This is a genomic window from Bacteroides faecium (assembly GCF_012113595.1).
Classification (GTDB): Bacteria; Bacteroidota; Bacteroidia; order Bacteroidales; family Bacteroidaceae; genus Bacteroides; species Bacteroides faecium.
On sequence record NZ_CP050831.1, the window covers coordinates 882,349 to 902,403 of the forward strand.

The following is a 20,055-nucleotide window of genomic DNA, read 5'->3' on the forward strand; positions in this document are numbered from 1 at the left end:
AGAACAAAATTAGGATAATTGCAACTACATAGCTGCAATTATCCTATACCAATTACTTATTATTCTTAAAAACGGGCGCTTCCGCCTTTACAACCGGACCATCCCCTACGAGATAAGGCCATCCGTTGTCATCCCAATACACTCTGTCAAGCAAGACTACGCGACCCAAAGACGGATCGGCAGTGCGATAAGCGTGATAGAGTATCCAATCTTTACCTTCATCATCCTGTACTATTTCAGCATTGTGCCCTGTACCCAGGAATGCATCATTTCTATGTATCAATACCGTATGCTTGTTGTCGTTCATATCTTCACCGGCTTTATTAAGATAAGGACCAAAAAGATTCGTAGAACGGCATACTACCGTCTGATAAGTACTATTCGCACCTTCACAACAAGTACCGGTAGAGCAGAATAAGTAATAATAATCGTCTCTTTTCAATATATATGATCCTTCGTAAGCATTGGTGTTTCCGGTATTGGCAGCAACTTGAACTTTTGTTGCTTTCGCATTCTCTATTCCACCTTTCAGCGAAAGACCGTCCTCACTCAGTTCAACTCCCCAAATACCATACCAACTTCCCCAGAAAAGATACTTCTTGCCGTTATCTTCAATATAGAAAGGGTCGATACTGTTGTGTACGCCAATTTCATTGCTCCGAAACAGCTTGCCCTGGTCTGTAAACGGCCCTTCCGGTTTATCCGAAACGGAAACTCCAATACCACAAGTTTCTCCACCGCCCCATTTGGACAAAGAGTAGTACATTACATATTTACCATCGATGTAGTTAATATCCGGCGCCCAGATACCAGCGTCCGGCTCCCATGACGGCTTCTTATCTTCCTCATAGGCACCACTCACATAAGTCCAGTGCACCAAATCCTTGGATTTATGTATCCACGTGTTGCCTCCGGTGGCGTACAGATAGAAATATCCATCTTCCGCCTTTATCACTGTCGGGTCCGGATTGTCGGAGTCTATAACCGGATTTGAATACCACACTTTGTCTACCAACGGAGTTTGTACCGTTTCACCTTTCTGCTTGTCGCTATTACCGCACCCCCAAGTGAATAGGGAAATCATTCCAAGCGCGATTATATTTTGCATATACATAAGTTTTGAGTTTTTCTTGTTAATTGTTACTATTCTATTCCAAGTCCGGATTTAACTCCACACCAGGACCCAATATAATATCGATCTTAGAGGTCTTTGATGCCTTAGCTATTTCGGAAGTGATTGGCACACCGTCTGCCTGAAACGCTTCCAGAGTAATGCCCAGTTGAGCTTCCTTCCCATCCAATTCAAAAGCTCTCATGTATTCCATGATCTGCCGATTAGTAAAAAGCAGTTCACGCACTCCGTCATAGGTCAATATACTCTTATCCTCTACTCCTATTGTCTCAGTCGTTTCTCCATCCACTTCCAACCCCAGGGTTATGACATATTTCGATGCTGTTTCCATATCCAGCCAACGGTAGACGAAAGCAACTCCATCTATATTTTCCTGCACAATCTGTACATAGTAATTTTCAGATTCCACTTCCACTCTCGGTACACGCGGCTGCGGATCACCCGCACTTTCTACGTCGCCACAGGCTCCCAACACAACTATATTGGCAAGCAAACAGATTATAATAAACAGTTTTTTCATGATTTCCATATTTTAATTAACTCATTATGAAGATTACTCGGCAGGATCCAGATATATCTTCATTTGGTCAAGGTCTACTGTCAAGGTGTATTTACCGTCCGATGCTACGGTCCATTTCAAGTCACCACCATCATTTTGGACTCTCATCTCACCGAGTTCATGTTCTACCGCCGGATTAGCCGCTGCATAAGGAGCAAAGAACCAAAGCCCCTTACCGGCATCCCAATTAAAATCCAAAGTGAGTTTAAACTCAGATGGATTATCTCCATCCTTAGAGTAGAAATTACCAGTATATGCCCAAAGATTCGGACGGCGAGGATCCTTATTCTCAAGTGCGCACTTACTACGGGCATCGTCAAGATTCCATTTTGCATCACACGCACTACCCACAATCCAAATGCCATTCTGCGGTAAAGAGAACAATTGAATTATACTCACATCCAACATATTCAAATCGGTTATTACCGTATATGTACCGCTCTTTGTATTCTCCAGCATCTCATAATCACCAGCTTCCGCTACATATTGCAAAGAGTTATCTCCATTTTCGCCTTTCATGTAACATGGATAATCCGATTCCGCACTAAGCGCAAAGAAGTACTTGCATGGTTTCAACTCTGCCTGTGACTGGTAGATTCCCGAACCGACAACTTTTTCCGTCATTCTTCGAACTGTTCTTTCTCCGGCATCATCCACCATCACCATATAAATCGCAGTAGCATTCTTATCATACCCGACCACATCCAATTGTGTTTTCGACAATTCCGGTTTCAAATACTGAGCAGACGAATTCACTTGAGCGATTACCTCTGCCTCAACAGTAACTTTATCTCCGGGAAGTATGCTCCAAGAAGCCAAAATATCATTCAGCTCATTATGCGTAAAGCTAATAGAACGTTCTCCAGCTTCAATTTCATATAAGTTAGTGACATTGGAATGTAAGTCCGCCATATACATTCTAAAGAAGTAAGCAATACTGGCGTCAGCACCACCACGCTGTGCTGCAGCATTCCACGTAAAAGTAACCGCAGTCTCGTTCTCCTTCTCTTTCTCCAAAGTAAGGTCAGCAGAAGAAGCCTTTAATAGCATCCGGTCTGCAGGCGTTTCCAGTGTGTAGTACTCCGGATCTTTATTACAGCTCGCTACTATCGATGCCAGAAAGAGCAAGCATATTAATTTCATTATCTTATTCATAATCATGCTTTTCATTTAATTAATTCCAGAAAGGAGCCTGAACAAGGTTAGTATTCTTGTTTATTTCCGCGAAATATACCGGCATCCAATACATTGCCCTTTTCCATACACGCGTCTGGAATACAGTTCTCTTATAGAACTCATTACTGTTCGTTCCACCATAATTCATACCATAATCATCTCCACACATTTCAGGAAGACTCTCAACGATTCTCCAACGGCGAATATCCGACCAGCGTGAGCCTTCGCAACAAAGTTCAACACGTCGTTCCATACGGACCACCTCACGTACTGCCAGTTGATTGTCATCTACATGAATATATTTAGGGTCATCCAATGAAACAGTATTCAATGTATACTGCCGCACGCCTGCACGTTCACGCACCTTATTTACATATTTCAACGCTTCCTCACGGGATACCTTATCATCATAAGCCTCATTGATCGCTTCGGCATAATCAAGGAAAGAAGCCGACAAACGATACAAGAACATTTGCCGCCATTTGTAACTGCCATTCTTCGGATTATCTTGAGGATATACTTTTTTACGAACCAAATAACCATTTTGAGGAGCATCGTGTGTGTAATCGTTATCTTTTTGGTTCTTAAAGAACTCATATTTACGTCCGGCTAAGGCATACCAAGAACCATTATAACTTACCGTTGTATAGAAACGCGGTTCGCGGTTGCAATACATATTATAAGTCCCTTCGGCAGTTACTTCTCCCTTTTGTCCTGTTCCACCTGTCCACTCAGTGACTCTTGTCTCTTTTTCTGAAGAAAAACCTTCTTCCACATACTTTGCATTGTTATCCTTTATCGGAAGCCCGTTCTTCATAAAGAAAGCATCTACCAGCCCTTGATATACTCCCAAACCATTTCCACCACCATACTCCTTAGTCACAACCTTATTGGTATAGAACTGATAACTTTGATAAGCGTCCTGCTTTGTGTAAGGGAATAAAATTTCCTTATTCCCATCCTGAAACTTGGTAAACCAAACATTTTCAAGCGAAGTGAAAGGGTCAATCTCTCCTTCTGCATTATATTCCACATACAAACGGTAACCAGCCTGTTCTGCCTCATCAAGCAAAAGTTTACATGCCTCAGCAGCCTTTACCCATTTTTCCTGACTGTAAGTAGAATTAAACAGTTCTTCTCCCTCCTTATTCTTATGCCCGATGTACCACTCATTACCATTCACAAGCGGACTGGCAGCAAACAATAACATTTTTGCACGAATAGTCAGACACATAACGGAAGTAATACGACCATATTTCTCTACACTTTGCCATACGGGCGGCAGTTGCTTTGCCGCTTCCAGCATTTCATTATCCAAATGACTGACAATCTCGTCAAACGGTCTCTGTCCCACCATCAAGTCTGAAAGAGTAAAGTCAGTAGGAGCAATGTAATTGGGTCTAAAAGGAATCGGTCCATAAGTCTCCAACAATTGCCACCAATAATAGGCCGCAAGGAAACGTGCTTCCGCTTTCATATAATCCACTTCTCTTTGAGGCAGATCGGCATTGGGCAACGCATGCACGTTCTCGATAAAGATATAAGCTTGACGTATCTTCCGTGGAAGTCCATCCCAAAAATTGCCATCCCATTTTGTATTGGGCGTCCAACCGCCGAGAATCTTAGTAATATTAGTCCAGTCCCATTGTTGCCAACGTGCAGAAGCTGTCAGGTCATCTGCAAACACTTCCCAGCCATATGTGTTCAACCAATCATTTCCCGGATTGGGGATGCGGCTATATACATTGGCTAGCCAAGATTCCACTTTGGTCTTATTTTCAAAGACCATGCCCAGATCAATCTCTGTATCCGGTTCTTTGTCGAGATATGTACAGGAACCGAACGATACGATGCCCATCAAACCGGCAAGTATATATTTTTTTAAACTCATAATCGTCTTTTTTTTTAATTAGAAATTCAGGTCAACTCCAAACATTACAGAACGCATAGCGGGATAACGTAAACCGGTATCGGTATCCAATTCCGGATCCCATAGTTTGAACGGAGAAAAACAGAAAAGATTATTACCGCTCACGTAGAAACGAATCGACTTCGAATGTATCTTCTCGGTTATCGCTTTCGGCAAAGTATATCCTAACTCCAAGGTTTTGAGACGCAAGAATCGCATGTTCTTTTTCCACCAGGTGGAACTCCGATAGTTTTGCCGGTTAGGCTCTTCCGACAATCTCGGCCAAAACACGTCTTGGGAAGGATTTTCTTCAGTCCACCGGTCATTATAGTTGGAATAGACATTGCCCTGCAACGTTTGTCCGCTACCCGGAATAAAGTATGTAGTATTACCGATTACACGATACGTATCGCCTGTCCCTTGAAAGAAGAAATTCAAGTCCCAATTCTTGTAATTTACATTACCACCGAATCCGTAAACGATACGCGGGTCAACTGTTCCGCCAATAAAACCTTCATCTGCATCAGAAACTAAACCATCACCGTTCATATCCACATATTTAATATCCCCCGGACGGACTTCGGAAGCTCCTACCTCTTGCGTCGGTATACCGAATTTCAAATTGCCATCCGCATCAAAGTCATCTGCCGTAAACAGTCTTTCCGCCTGCAATCCCCACAAAGTATTCAATGAACGTCCTGTCAAGCTTTTATATGTACCTTTTACAGATTCCGGTTCATCATACTCGTCCACTCGGTTGATAGCATAAGTGAAGTTAGAACGGAAGCCAATAAACCAGTCCTTATTGATTTGTTTATTATAGTTTAAAGAGAATTCCACACCGCGATTGGTCACTTCACCAAAGTTCGCCCATGGATTCGTCAAGAATCCGGTTTGTGACGGAATAATGGCACGTTGCATAAAGATGTTCGTACGTTTTTCTTTAAATACATCCACTTGCAGCTCCAGTTCGTTCCATAAGCCCAGTTCTACTCCGAGATTCATCTTCAAGGAAGTTTCCCATGTCAGGTTCTCTACTCCCACTTCTCCTTCGGAGATACCTTTACGCTCAATCTGTCCCGTATCACCCCAGTGGTAGGTATCCGCATCTGTCTTCAATGTGGTCATATAAGCGAAACGCCGTCCGCCGATATTATCATTACCCACCTTTCCTATAGAACCTCTCAACTTCAATTTGCTCAGAGTGTTTCTGAACTGATCCATAAAAGGCTCTTCGGATATAAGCCAACCAACTGCGACAGAGGGAAAAAAGCCGAAGCGCTTTCCTTTGGCAAAATTCTCCGAACCGTTATAACCGAAGTTGACTTCCGTCACATAGCGGCTGTCGAATGTATAAGAAAGACGGCCGGCTATACCTTGCTTTCTATAAGGCTGCACACTACCATCATCATAGCTTTGCTGATTATACAGGAACAATGCATCCACATCATGTTTTCCGAAAGTACGTGCATAAGTCAGCGTTCCTTCAAAGTAGACCCTCGAATTTCCATATTCACCTTTATTGCCATGTCCCAAAGAATCATCTCCGTATTTCAACACCGAATGAATCAGGTTACCCTCTATATCACGACCGGTAGCAATAGTATGGTAAGTCGCATTCTTGCCTCTGGTTATCGAGCTCTGATTCCAGCGGTCAAACGAGAAGGTCACTTTTGCTTTCAGTCCCGGAGTTATCATTTTCAGGTTCTGCTCGACAGCAAACAAAGATTGAATCTGTGAAGCTGTAACCACATCATATCCACTTTGTGTCACGGCAGCCCAAGGATTGACTCCATTGATGCTCATGATAGGAATTGTTCCGTCAGAATAACGGGCAGGGTGCACAAAAGGAGAAGTTATAAATGCCCTGTCGAAAGCATCGTCCGTACTAAAAGCCTGCTTACGGTGCGTCTGCAAGAAACCACCGACATTCAAACGCAGTACTGTCGTTTTGGTAACATCCAAATCGACATTGGCACGCATATTATAACGGGTCAGCTTCATTCCGGTATCATAAGGCAATGTCTTATCCGTTTCCATAATTCCTTTCTCACCGAAATAAGAACCTACCAATGAGTACCGGAGAAAATCGGATCCACCCGACACCGTTAAATTAGCACGAGTAGAGTAAGCGTAATCTTTCGTTATTTGATCCAGCCAATTTACATCCGGATACAAATCCCGGTCATATCCATAACGAGTCCTGTCAATCTGCTCCTGGCTGAATGGCAAGCGTGTCCTGTCTTCCGTAAGTTCATTCAATAATGCCATATGATCGGCCGCACCGATAAACTCAGGAAGTTTTGTAGGTTCTGAAATGGAATGTTCTACCCGGAGATTCACCGAAGGAGCGCCTATTTTACCACGTTTTGTATTGATAACAATCACACCGTTCGCACCACGTACACCATACATGGCACTTGCCGAAGCATCTTTCAATACAGAGAATGATTCTATTTCCGCCGGGTCGATATGATTTAGATCACGTTCAATTCCATCAACCAGTACTAGTGGCGACTGTCCGCCAGAGAAAGAGGCAATACCACGAATCCAGAAATTAGAAGAATCGTAGCCAGGTTCACCGGAACGCTGGACGGCTATCACACCGGCAATTTGTCCCGCCAGATTGTTAGTAACGGAACGGGAAGAGCCCACTTGCAGTTTCTTAGGCTGTAATGTCTCAATAGAACCGATAACCGACATTTTTTTCTGGCTGCCGTAACCGGTGATTACTACTTCATCCAGCGCTTCAATATCCTCCTCAAGAATCACATCAAAGTTAATCTTACTTCCAACCTTTATTTGCTGGGTTTTGAAACCAATATACGAAATCTCTATGACGGAACTTTTTCCCGGCACATCCAGGTAGAAGTGACCGTCCATATCCGTTATAACTCCAGTACCTCCCTGTTCCATGACACGCACGTTCACACCGGGAAGAGGATTCTTCTCCTTATCGGTTATCGTACCACTGATACGAATACCTTTCGCCTGCTCCGACATATTCGCCTTACCGGACATCGAATGTTCAGGTAAAGCGGAGTTGGCACTTGTTCCATAGTACAATAATAAGCAAATAAACAATGCTTTCTTTAAATCCATAATATTAAATTTAAAAATCTCATAATAATAACTTTATCTCGATTCTGTGGGGCAAAAGTAGGCAACATAACAAATATTGGATAGAAGAAACATTCCAATAAATGAAAGAAATGTCCAAAAATTAAGGCTAAACTACTGTATAATCAGGTTATACCTTAGTTTAGCCTTAAAAGTTACCACTCAATTGCTTGATCTTGATCCGGTATCAATGTATTAATCTTACGTTCCATGACCAATGCTCCCCGAGCATTATAAGTAACAGGATTTGTAGGATCGGAAGTGAAATCTGTGTAGTTGTATTCCAATCGCATCGTCACATAGTAATGTTTCAAGTACGGCTTCGTTTCATCCATATTAGTGCGTATATCGTATTTGCATTCACCGACAGGTTGTAGCTCCATCTCATTCGCCGCATCACCCGGACGCAAACTCAACGTACCAGAAATGACACCCTTATCATCCGTCGTACCGGGATTAAAGGTAACAAGAACTTTATACTTATTACGGTTCACGTCCTCTTCCCACACCGTACCTGCATAAAAGAACACGCTGTTTTCATCTACCACTAATGCGGTGCGTGTAGAAACCGTAGCAGGGTCATTTGTTTCTCCATCCATATAGATATTCATGCTGGTGGCCGAATATACGCCGGAGTAATCGTTGAACAAGTTGATCTTTAGCAAAGCCTTGCGCCATCCCTTCCACATATTGGGAAGATAGTCACCACTCGGCTCAACGGTCAGCGGAAGCACCCATTTCTCTACCATGTCCAAACCGGTGAAGTTAAAATCAATCGTATAAGGCTGCACATTCGTCCCTGCCGGAATGTGACAGGTTTCGGAAGCAAACGAATAGAAATTCTCGGGTAGTTGTCTGTAATACAAATCAGTACGGTTGAGGTATTTTGCGATATTGAGCAAGTCGAGCGTATCATTATCCACGCCAATCTTCACATCAAGATCACGGATATTATCTGTCGTACCACTCACAATCACCGGAAGCTCGTAAGAGTTTAAACCCTCAGTATTATAGCGCAGGTAGATGTTAGATACCCCTGTTGCATCTACAGGAGCTTTGAAGGAAATCATCTGTTCGTACAATTCATCTTTCCATTCGTCGTTACAGGCAGTGAATACGGCACATGCCAACAACATAATTCCTATATATAGTTTTTTCATATCATTCAATTTATTATCGGATTAATCATAATCTTCCCATCCGGGAGCCTGTGTCATATTCTTATTGCGTTTCAACTCGTCATAAGTGATCGGCCAAAAATACTGTTTGCGAGAGAAAGCAGTCTGCAAATAAGGTACGCGGACCGGTGTATAGAATTGCAGTGCATGCGCCTCATTCATCAACGTATTGCAACCATAAATCTGTTCGGCCTCATCTACCGGAGCATCTTTCCAGCGACGCAAATCCCAGAAACGTTGGTTTTCAGCAAAGAATTCTATCTGACGCTCATGTTTCAGATGTTTGCGGAAGCTGACCGGATCATTGTAAACCTCTTCTTCATCATAATCGGGCACACCGGCACGCATACGCACAGGTTTCACGCCACGACGCATCTCCACCACATCACGGCGAATGGTATAAGTCGTACTTCCATCCCATGAAGCAATTTGATACGTACCAGTCAGTTCGTTCAACGCTTCGGCATACATCAGTAGAATATCAGCATAACGAATAGCGGTATCTATCTTGTCGATTACTTTCCCCTCATTGTTGTTGCAATCCTCTGGATGAATAAACTTCATTACACCTATACCGGTAGGAATCCAGCGTTCATTACCATTGACCCTTCCGTCATCATGCCCTCTATAATAAAATATCTGTTTATACTTATCCACATTCTCTCTGGCACTTAAGCAATACCAGACACTACCACTGAACGCTACCGAAGCATAAAAACGAGGTTCGCGATTGGCATATTCAAAAAATACACCGTTACGTAAGTGATCGTAAGGATGGTCATCTTTATTTGCATCTGAGGTAAATTCCTTACGACAAGTAGCCCGGTCAAACGGTTTTCCATCTGCCATAGCATACGCATCGCATTGTTTCATAGTTACACCGTGAACATTCCAACCACCGGCTGTATTGGGCAACTGGTGTTTCGCCAAATCAGTCACCCCCAAGTCTTTGACTTCGCTGTTACTACTCGCATTCTTTCCACGGGTAAAAATAAGCTCAGGATTCTCCGCTGCATACAATTCACCGTTGAACACCGAACGATAAGACTCAAACGGATCAATATCCTGCCATCCATTAGGAAAATTCTGGTGCGAGTAAACTGAATGTTCGGGTGGAGTAATGGTATTTGGATAAGCCTCGTCCGTTGTCTGGTCACGAAATGAAGCCGTGTAGAGACGATAAAGATTACGGCTCTCCGCCAATTCAATGACATCGCGGGCCGCAGCGGCAGCTTTCGCCCATTTGGTTTCATCATAAGTCTGAGAAATCAGGACGCGTCCTGTTTTATCCATAAAGTCTGCCATTTCCTTGTTTCCATTTGCCAGCGGACTAGCTGCAAAAAGATAAGCTTTGGCACGCACCGCCAGTGCAGCACCTTTTGTAGCACGGGCAATGTTAACGTTATCTCTTTTCTCCACCAGTTCATTAGCTGCCTGTAACATTTCTTTAGCAATATATTCAGCACACTCGTCATACGTGTTACGGGGAAAAGACAGATTGTCATATGATTCCGTATAATCCGCACCTTCCTCGGGCATGATAGGCACCGGGCCATATTTACGCATCAGCAACCAATAGAGATAAGCACGTACAAAACGAGCTTGCCCTTTCACGTCAGTAATCTCAGCAGGTGTGAGATCCAAATTTTTATCTACATTATTAATAAGGATGGATGACTGGCGAATACCTTCGTAAGACTTCGCCCAAGAGCTGATATAATGATCTGAGTATGCATATCCATAACCATATTCGCCCAGTTTGAACTTACGGTAACGTTCCCCGTTTCCTCCCTCATTGAACACCATGTCATCAGAAAAATTCGTGGGACACACCTCACTGTGTCCTATTTCCAGGTTATCTCCCTGTAAAGCGCTGTAACAATATGATAGCCATTGTAAGGTGTAATCTTTGTCCTCAAAGATATGGTCTTCGGTCTGTTGTTCCTTGAAGTAACGTTGCACGTCCAGATAATCCGTACAAGAAGTGACTCCCAGTCCGAGGGTCACGATCACTGCTCCCAATAAAATATATTTTCTTGTCTTCATACTATTTTTCTTGATTATAAATTAACAGTCAATCCTAATGTATACGCTCTCGATAACGGATATTCCTGTCCGTTAGAACTCCCCAATTCGGGATCCCATAGTTTGAAACCAGAGAAAGTCAAAAGGTTAGTACCCAAGAAATAGAGACGCACTTTACTCAAATGGAGTTTGTTAACAAACGCTTTCGGTAAGCTGTAGCCAATTTCTAGCGTTTTAAGACGCATATACGACCCGTCGCGTAACCAATAAGTAGAATTTCGGTAATTATTGCTATTTCCGCCATAACTCAGACGTGGGTACTCGGCATTCGGGTTTTCGTTGACACCTTGCGACCAATATTTTCCAACCACATCCGTCAATATGTTTCCCCATGCCCCCTTACTGAACGGATATACCGTATAGCCATCTATGAAAAATGAAGACTTTCCTGCTCCCTGAAAATGTACGTTAAAATCAATATCTTTCCAAAAGGTAGAAAGTCCGAATCCATAAATCAAGTTTGGGCGGGTGGTAGCCCCAATGGGTACCACATCGTTATCGTCAACTCGTCCATCACCATTCACATCTTTATATTTAATATCTCCGGGTGCCACCTCACCAAACATCTGTTGCGGGCTTCGGCGTATGTCATCATAATCCTTGAACAAACCTTCAGCTATCAGTCCACGTGCCTGATCGACGCGAAAACCTGCCTGTCTTGTATATCCATAGTGACTGTACTCCTCATCATATTCACGAATCTCATTCTTGCTGTACGTCATATTTCCACGCAAAGTCAAATCCACCTCGCCTATTTTATGTCTAAATGCGATATTTCCGTCAAATCCCTTAGAAAGTACAGAACCGATGTTTGCCGCAGGGGGAGTATTCAATGTATTCAGTCCAAGACTTGGCGCCAAATAGCTACGGGTCATATAGATACCATTGCGCTGCTCATGGAAGTAATCAATCGTACCGCTCACCTTATCGTCAAACAGCGAAAAGTCCAATCCCAAGTCGTGTTTTTCCGCCACCTCCCACGTTACGTTTTTGGAGGCTAGTGTGGCATAAGTCAATCCCGTATAGTAGTAAATGTTCGTCCCTATGTCACCATAGTGATATCCAAACAAGTCATCAGTCTTAAACGTCGGACGATAAGGAAAGCGGATTTTAGCACCTTTATCACCCGTATTGTCGTTGCCGACTTTACCATAAGAGTAACGTAGCTTAAACATTCCCATCCATGGAAAGACTTTCTTTACTACAGATTCTTCCGCAATGTTCCATGCCAATGAGAAAGCCGGGAAGAAACCGAACTGATGTCCGGGAGCAAAGTTTTCGGAACCATTGTATCCGAAGTTAAAATCAAAGAAATAACGATATTTCCATCCATAGGTAAACCGTCCGGCAAGCCCCTGATGACGACGGTCAATGGTTTGGATATAGTCATTAGATAAATTCTCCGATGTATCAATGTATTTGTCTTGCGTATACTTCAGCACCCCACCTATCTGATGGTCACCAAACGTACGATCATAGTGCAATTCCGCCTCCAGGTATTCTTTTCGTTCCCCGTTGGAACCACTTTTTGATATCATCATTTGCTCGGTTGTCACCCGTTTCAGTTGCAGATTTCCTTCCGAGTCACGTTGCCTTTCTGCTTTCCAACCTTCAGGCCATTTCATGCGGCGATTATAATTTTTGTTATTCGTATCATATCCATAGCGAGCTACAAACTTCAACCCTTTGGTGATGAATTTTAAATCTTGTTCCAAGCTCACAGTACTCTGTATCTTGTTGTTCCAAGTCTCGTTGAAGCCTTGTTGCGTAACCAACACCCACGGATTTTGCATCTCGGCATATCCTTGAGAAGCCACATATCCATTGGAATATTTCACAGGAACGGTAATCGGATTATATCCCAACAAAGCACCCCAAATCTCTTTATAATCACCGCCCGGCTGATTCTGTTTTCCCAAAGAACCGGATACACCGACCTTAATCAAAGTTGTCTTTGTCAAGTCAATATCCACATTCATACGATAGTTCCAACGGCGGTAATTGGCATTGGTATTAAAGTCCTTCATCGCCTTGTCTGTCTCGTACATACCACCTTCGTCTACATAACTGGCGGAAATAAAGTAACGCGCCAAGGTGCCGCCTCCATTTATATCTACAGTGGCCCGATAAGTGGGAGCACCTTTTTTCAATAACATCCCCATCCAGTCTACGTTCGGGAAGATATCCGGGTCAAGACCGGAGCTAATCAACCTAATGTCATCTTCCGAATAGGCTGCTTCCCGGTTACGGGTTGTAAAAGCTTCGTTCATCATGCGAGCATAAGTTACACCATCTACAAATTCAGGAGTTTGAGTACGTGTACTATAAGAAGTTTCTACCTTCGCATTGATATGAGCTTTTCCTTCCTTACCACGTTTGGTCGTAATAAGCACTACACCGTTCGCACCCCGCGAACCATAGATAGCAGTGGCAGAAGCATCTTTCAGCACTGTGAATGTAGCGATGTCTTCAACATTCAGTTCATTGATGTCACGTTCAAAGCCATCCACCAGTACCAAAGCACTGGAACCGGCCCCGAAAGTCGAAATACCACGAATCCAAAACTCGGAAACATTATCACCCGGCTGACCGGAAACCTGTCTTGCCAATATGCCCGGCACAACACCTGCCAATGCGTTGGTGACACTAGAAGTGGGAGTTCTCAAATCCTTCACGTCCACCGTAGTCACAGCTCCCGTAACGGTAATCTTTTTTTGAGCGCCAGTACCGGTAATGACCACTTGATCGAGCACATTGGCTTCGCTCTCTTTCAAAGCTACATTAATGATGTGCTTATCTTTGAATAACACCTCCTGCTTATCAAAACCAATATATGAAAATATGAGGTAAGAATAAGGTTCAACCTTTATCCGGTAATGACCGTTTATGTCAGTCATCGTCCCCAGTCCAGGAGAATTTTTTATGGTAATATTCACGCCAATCAATGGTTCATGGGTTTTCGAGTCCGTAACGATTCCCGTCACTTCCACTTGTGTTTTTTCCTGAGCATAGCCGGAGATGTTCCATCCTACCGACAACAGAAATAAAAATAGTATAAACTTATTCATATAAAGTGTTTTTAGTATTATTCAGTAGTAATGTAACGAACGCTGTGATTTTCCACCTCTCCGACATAGAAGGTTTCCGTATCTTCATCGTAGCCAATACCTGTCGATTGATTAAAGCGTGCTTCCTTACGCAAGTCTCCGTCTACATATCCATAGTGCTTGCCGTCAGCTGTTATGTTGCTTCTTCCCGCATAGGTAGTAACGACTCCTTCGGGTGTAACCTTGCGCACACAGCAATTCCATTTCTCGGTTGCGTAGAAATCGTAGACATCTTCCTTTCCAGCTTCTTCATATTCCCTGTTTTTCACAAACACACCCTGAAAAATCGCATCGAGACGTGCGGATTCCCCGACTCCGTCAGCGTAACCATTTTGAGATAAATGACCGGCTATTACTCTAGGGGTTGTAAACTCTTTCTTGTCAAAATCATAGTCCGAACGAAGAATAGCCGACACTTTTTCGCCCACAATATACATATACTTACCGCTGGGATGCATGACGAGATGCAAATTTGAACCGTCTACCTGAACCAGAGTGGACAACTTAAAGCAAAGCTTAGGTATCCATTTTCCATTTGTCGCATCGTACGTACCGTCTTTCTTCCAGACACCTCCCTCTTTCCAGCTGGTAAAGAACAGTGTATGGTCGTCGGGATGCGACACACAAGAATAGCTGCAAGGACCGTAACAATAAACACGATGTTTGCGAAAGCCTTCGGAACGCAATGCGTAATAGACTGTCGGACGCTCATTGCCCTCTCCCTTTCCGTTATCATCGGGTATAAGAAGTGTGTCTCCTTCAGAGGTAAAAGTGAATGACTCCATTTTACTGTGCATATTGCCGAATAGCTTGGAAAGCGTTTCGGTTTCCATATCGAGTACATACAACCCATCGTGCCAGGAACCCAAATACGCCTTTTTCCCATACTTCGGATGTCCCATTACCATCCAATCTCCAGAAGCAATAGCCGCTTTCTCAAAAGGTCCTTCTATCCAACTGGAGTTTCCATTCTCATCCACTTTTCTTATTAATGTTCCTACAGTTTGTTTCGCATGATAAGTGAATTCGTCTTCAAAAGTGAAATCAGTAATCGTTTCACCGTTGTCACCATCAATTTTTACTGTTATATTCCCATCGTAAGAACGTTTGGGAACCATACAGTAAATTTCTTTCCCATTCGCACCAATAACTTTCGCTTCTTTTCCACCTACATTTACGTGGATTCTCGATGCATCATTGCCGAAATTATCACCCGTAATATACAGGCGGGTGCGAACTGAACCTTCCTTTGGAGAGAAGTCTGTAAAAACAACTGGCCGCGACGGATCACATTTTGCAGTATTTTTCTCGTTTTCACTACAACTCAACAAACACAGACAGCAACAGCACGCCAATGCTGAAAAAAAATGTTTCATAAGTATTAAATAATAAGAGTTAATTATATATTGTTATTTTATCTGATATTCTCTATCAGGCAGCTATCATTTCAAGAAATACTCCGCACGCCCCGGCGTGAACAACTCCCACAAAGAAGCTACCGTCCAACCCGGTGCAAAAATATCATTATAATATCCCTTCCCGTTTTTCCCATAATCCCAATTTGTGTGCTGAACAACTTCCGGATAGTAACCAGACTTAGCCACTCCGCATAAGTGTCCCTCATGAGGCAGAAGTTGGCGCATAGAAGTAGAAATGACTTCTGCAAATTGTGAGAAGCGGGGTTCTGCATATTCCTTTGACAGCCATCGCAACACAGAAGCAAACTCAAACACAAATACATCAATATGGTTGTTTTCCACCGACACATTGCCCCAACCGCGGGTTTTCAGACCAATATCTCCCAACATCTGTCCCTGCGCGAAAGGAACATCCCATACATAATACCATGACAAGGCAAAATAAGCAGCTTTCTTCGTCAGGTCTGCATAATGCCGGTGCTCATCTCCTTTTGTAATCAATGAAAGATAATAGGTAGCCGTAGCAGCATACAGAGATGCCTCCTTGTCTTCGCAGTTGGCATCAAGTGTGGACGAGAAATAGTCGGCTTTAGAAATCAAGACTTTTTCCAGATAATCAGCCGTTAACTTAGCACTGGCAAGGTATCGCTTGTCCTTGAAATATTTGTATCCCATCACCAGCGGCAATGTGGCCGAAGGAGTACTCCCTCCACTATTATCTACTATCGTAAAATCATCACGAAACTTGCGGGGGAAACTACCGTCAGCCTGTTGCAGTTGCAAGAATATATCGAGCATTTTCTTTATCTTCTGTTCCCACTCAGGATGACGGCGACCGTTTTCCTTCTCATAAGCAAGATAATGAAGCATTGCATAAACTCCCTCTGATTGGCGACGAATACTGTGTATGGGTTCTTCAGTCCCTTTATCAAAATCGACCGACTCTTTGAAGAAACCGACCGGAGTAAAACCGTTCTTCAAGTAGCTATCAAACACTTTCATACTATTTGCTTTCAAATCCTCCCTATCAGATTGGTAACCATATTCCCAAGCATTGAATGCATTAAGAAGCACACGACCAATGAAACCTACTTCCGCCTGCCCGTTACTCTGGCAATTTTCTGTCATTAGATGTATTCCCGAATTATAAACCAACGGATGTCCTTCTACGAAACTACTTACAAAGAATCCACTAAGAACTTGCTTCATATCCGTTATGGAATAAGGAGTCTCCACAGGTTTAGGTCCATAAGTGTCATAACTATATTCCCATGCATGGCGTATAAAATCAGAATAATCATCAGCTTTATTCTCCAGAATCTCCCACGTTAATAAAACAGTTTCCCCCTTTTTCAAGAATTGAAAAGCTTCTGCCGCAGGTGCCAATGTCAACTTACGAATATAACTCTTGGGAGCTTCACGATAAGGAAAGCCAAAAGAGAGCGCAGTTATTCCGTTTTGATTCTCAAATCCGGTAAATCCTAGAGACGTTTTACCTGAAAGGATAATTTCTCCTTCCCGATGAGTGCTCAAGGCTTCGTCTGCAAACTTATCGATACGGCTCACAGTCACAAAGTGTTTTTCTTTTTCCGAATAAACACCTGTAAGCGGTGCGCTTAGTCTGTCTTCACGCACCAACCAACTATCTGAAGAATGGAACGAAGGCGCATCTTTAGGAGAACGGAGATTCCTACGATACCAGAAACCCGGCATATAAAATTGACAATCATCATGGCGATAGCCTGTTGATAGCCGTTGACTATAATTAAAATAAATATCTTCGAGTGCTGTTATACAGACATTTACCCGTAATTTACCATTTACATCTGCCACCCTCTGAGTGATTGTAACCGGAATGCTTTCAGAAGCTTCCAATAAATAGGATGAACGGTCATTCCCCAATTGCTGTAAGTCTAGTGAATATCTTTCAGCTACATTTCCCGGCACTTTCAACGATATGGACGCTGAAATATTTTCCGGAACATAGTTGACAGCTTCAGCAACTCCGACATACAGTGTAATAAGCGCCCCGCAAAACAAACATTTAAAATTCATGCAAACCTAATTATATGAATCAGTAAAGGATACTGGTTCTGTGTTAATACTAAGTTATTACTGCAGCAAAAATAGGGGTTTACACTTATTTCAGATATTAAAAACAGGTCAATAAATGAAAGTTTAGTCTCAATCGAGCCAAATGAAAGTAGAAATCAATGCGTAATGTTTCATACAGTGTGTATATATGTATACTTCAATAGATATATATGGCTATCGCAATGAATATATATGCCCACCACGCTAGACATATATACTCATTACACTAGGATTTAACAATGTTATTTTTGCATCCGGACATAAGTCTTTCTATCCGGTCCGACTCCCGTTATTGTCAATTTCTTCCAATGTTTCGGCAATTTTGAGAAAAGCTGTTTGATGCCATTATCTGTAACTTCCAAACCACAAAAACCATTAATGACAGTTTGTAAAAGTCCTCCCGCACCAGTTACAAAATAAGGATTCGTACCTCCTGCACCTTCGGAAATAACGCCAAACGGAGGTAACTGGTTAGGACGGAAACTTCGCACAAACAAGTCATAAGCTTTATCGCCTTCGCCAAGGCGTGCATATTGCAAAGCCAACACAGAGAAAGACATTGCCGGTCCCGTTTTATCTATTTTATCTTCATAATACTCCAAGTCCTTACGGATTTCTTCAGGACGGGTTATCAGATTTAATGGATATACCAGCAAATTGGCATCCGCTTGTTTTATTGTCTGCCCATTATAGCCTTCATACTCCATAGTCACTCCATTCTCGAATTTCGGGAGCCGCAACTTCGAGGCTATCTCCTTCCAGATTTCAGGTGCCTTAACACCGCATACCGCAGCAGCTTTAGCAGCATCTTGCAAAGCACGCATAGCGGCACCATTGGTAAATGCATTATCATCCACCCCTTCAGCATATTCATCGGCACACACCACATTACGAATCGAATAAGAACCATCCTCATTCTTTTCTACACGACTTACCCAAAATTCCGCAGCTTTCTCCATCAAAGGGAAACCTTCTTCACGCAACCACCGTTTATCACCATTCATACAGTAGTAATTCCAGGCCGCGATAGCAATATCGGCAGTGATATGATGTTCAAAAGCTCCGGTCAATGCCCAAGTCGGACATGACTCTTCTCCGGCATCATCACTTTCCCACGGAAACATGGCTCCGTCATACCCATAGCTCAATGCTCTCTGACAAGCGGCTTTCAGCCTGTCTGTACGGTAGTCCATCATTGTCCTTGCAATTCCCTGATTCATGAAAAGCATAGGCGGATACATCCAGAACTCGGTATCCCAGAAAATATGCCCGTTGTATCCCTGGGCAGAAAGCCCGAAAGGAGAAATACTCAAGCGGCTTCCCTTGCGCGCATTAGAGTAAAGATTATAAAGAGCAAAACGTACGGCACGCTGCGCCTCGTCATCTCCCTCTATCATAATATCCCCTTCCCACAACTCATTCCAAAGTTTCCGATGTCCATCCATCAGGCGGTTCAAACCTTCTTTCGCACCATAAATCACTTCACGGTCCGATTCATTATACGGGTCTATAAAATCACGTCCGGTACAGACGGAACCCAGTAAAGCGAAGCTGAATTTTTCTCCTTTCTTCAATGAAACCGAAATCCGGTTGGTTCCGTCATATTGTTGCTGCACGTTCGAATTTTTATCATATATAAAAGCAGAGGATGCCGATACCTTCTGTTCACGGTGTTTGGATAAAGCCCAGGTACGTACTATTTTCAGTTCGTTTCCATCGACATGCACGCTTACCTGTCTTGAATCGGGGTTCTTATATTCATCAGGCACTTCAATGGGGTTTGCCACAGACAAATACATATCTTCCAATGCAGTAACCTCTACACGCACCAGTCCCGCATAAGGCATATTCCGCAAAGCACAGATACTATAAGAGATATCGGCTTTTCCGTCATAAGTGAAATGAGTATTATGTGTGGCGGCTTTCATATCTATGCATTGTCCCCATCCCGAGATATTATCACCATTCACTCCCTGTCCATCAATCTGCATTTGCAAATTGAACGGGTTGATTCCTCGCAACACCCGACTCACGTCTTGAGGAGCGGCAGCATCAAATACATGATTCAACATGACATGACGAACGGAAAAAGGTTCTTTCCACGGCAAGATACCGATACCGCCATTCGCTACTGCTGCTCCATAATAAGTTCCGCGATAATCAGTAGCCTGTATTTTCCACAAACTTTCTTGTCCGTTTACTTTTATAGCCAAAACTGATACCAGACAAAAAAATACGATAAATAGATTCTTCATATAATAGCATATTTAATTAATT

General features: G+C 43.0%; 11 protein-coding genes. All 11 read right to left on the reverse strand.

The window, feature by feature from the left end; all coding sequences use genetic code 11:
• Positions 1-52 precede the first annotated feature (52 nt).
• Complete coding sequence (locus tag BacF7301_RS03360) at positions 53-1,114, reverse strand: family 43 glycosylhydrolase (protein WP_167960196.1); 1,062 nt, start codon at positions 1,112-1,114, stop codon at positions 53-55.
• Positions 1,115-1,148: 34 nt separating this feature from the next.
• Positions 1,149-1,661: a hypothetical protein gene (locus BacF7301_RS03365; RefSeq protein WP_167960198.1), complete on the reverse strand. Its 513-nt coding sequence runs from the start codon at positions 1,659-1,661 to the stop codon at positions 1,149-1,151.
• A 24-nt stretch (positions 1,662-1,685) separates the two neighbouring features.
• Positions 1,686-2,846, reverse strand: a complete 1,161-nt coding sequence (locus BacF7301_RS03370) for a SusE domain-containing protein (RefSeq protein ID WP_167960200.1) — start codon at positions 2,844-2,846, stop codon at positions 1,686-1,688.
• Between the two features lie 19 nt (positions 2,847-2,865).
• A complete protein-coding gene (locus BacF7301_RS03375) occupies positions 2,866-4,758 on the reverse strand; it encodes a RagB/SusD family nutrient uptake outer membrane protein (protein WP_167960202.1) in 1,893 nt (630 codons plus the stop codon).
• Between the two features lie 18 nt (positions 4,759-4,776).
• Entirely contained in the window at positions 4,777-7,878 is a 3,102-nt protein-coding gene (locus BacF7301_RS03380; RefSeq protein ID WP_167960204.1) for a SusC/RagA family TonB-linked outer membrane protein, read from the reverse strand.
• Positions 7,879-8,051: 173 nt separating this feature from the next.
• Positions 8,052-9,056 (reverse strand): DUF4973 domain-containing protein, encoded by a 1,005-nt coding sequence (locus BacF7301_RS03385; protein WP_167960206.1) that lies wholly within the window; start codon positions 9,054-9,056, stop codon positions 8,052-8,054.
• 21 nt (positions 9,057-9,077) lie between these two features.
• On the reverse strand, positions 9,078-11,120 hold the full coding sequence (locus BacF7301_RS03390) for a RagB/SusD family nutrient uptake outer membrane protein (protein WP_167960208.1): 2,043 nt from the start codon (positions 11,118-11,120) through the stop codon (positions 9,078-9,080).
• 14 nt (positions 11,121-11,134) lie between these two features.
• The gene (locus BacF7301_RS03395; protein ID WP_167960210.1) at positions 11,135-14,227 is read right to left on the reverse strand and encodes a SusC/RagA family TonB-linked outer membrane protein; all 3,093 of its coding nucleotides are present in this window, start codon (positions 14,225-14,227) and stop codon (positions 11,135-11,137) included.
• A 17-nt stretch (positions 14,228-14,244) separates the two neighbouring features.
• Positions 14,245-15,642 (reverse strand): IPT/TIG domain-containing protein, encoded by a 1,398-nt coding sequence (locus BacF7301_RS03400; protein ID WP_167960212.1) that lies wholly within the window; start codon positions 15,640-15,642, stop codon positions 14,245-14,247.
• Positions 15,643-15,708: 66 nt separating this feature from the next.
• The gene (locus BacF7301_RS03405) at positions 15,709-17,739 is read right to left on the reverse strand and encodes a hypothetical protein (RefSeq protein ID WP_167960214.1); all 2,031 of its coding nucleotides are present in this window, start codon (positions 17,737-17,739) and stop codon (positions 15,709-15,711) included.
• A gap of 281 nt (positions 17,740-18,020) precedes the next feature.
• The gene (locus tag BacF7301_RS03410; protein ID WP_167960216.1) at positions 18,021-20,033 is read right to left on the reverse strand and encodes a kojibiose hydrolase; all 2,013 of its coding nucleotides are present in this window, start codon (positions 20,031-20,033) and stop codon (positions 18,021-18,023) included.
• Positions 20,034-20,055: the final 22 nt, after the last annotated feature.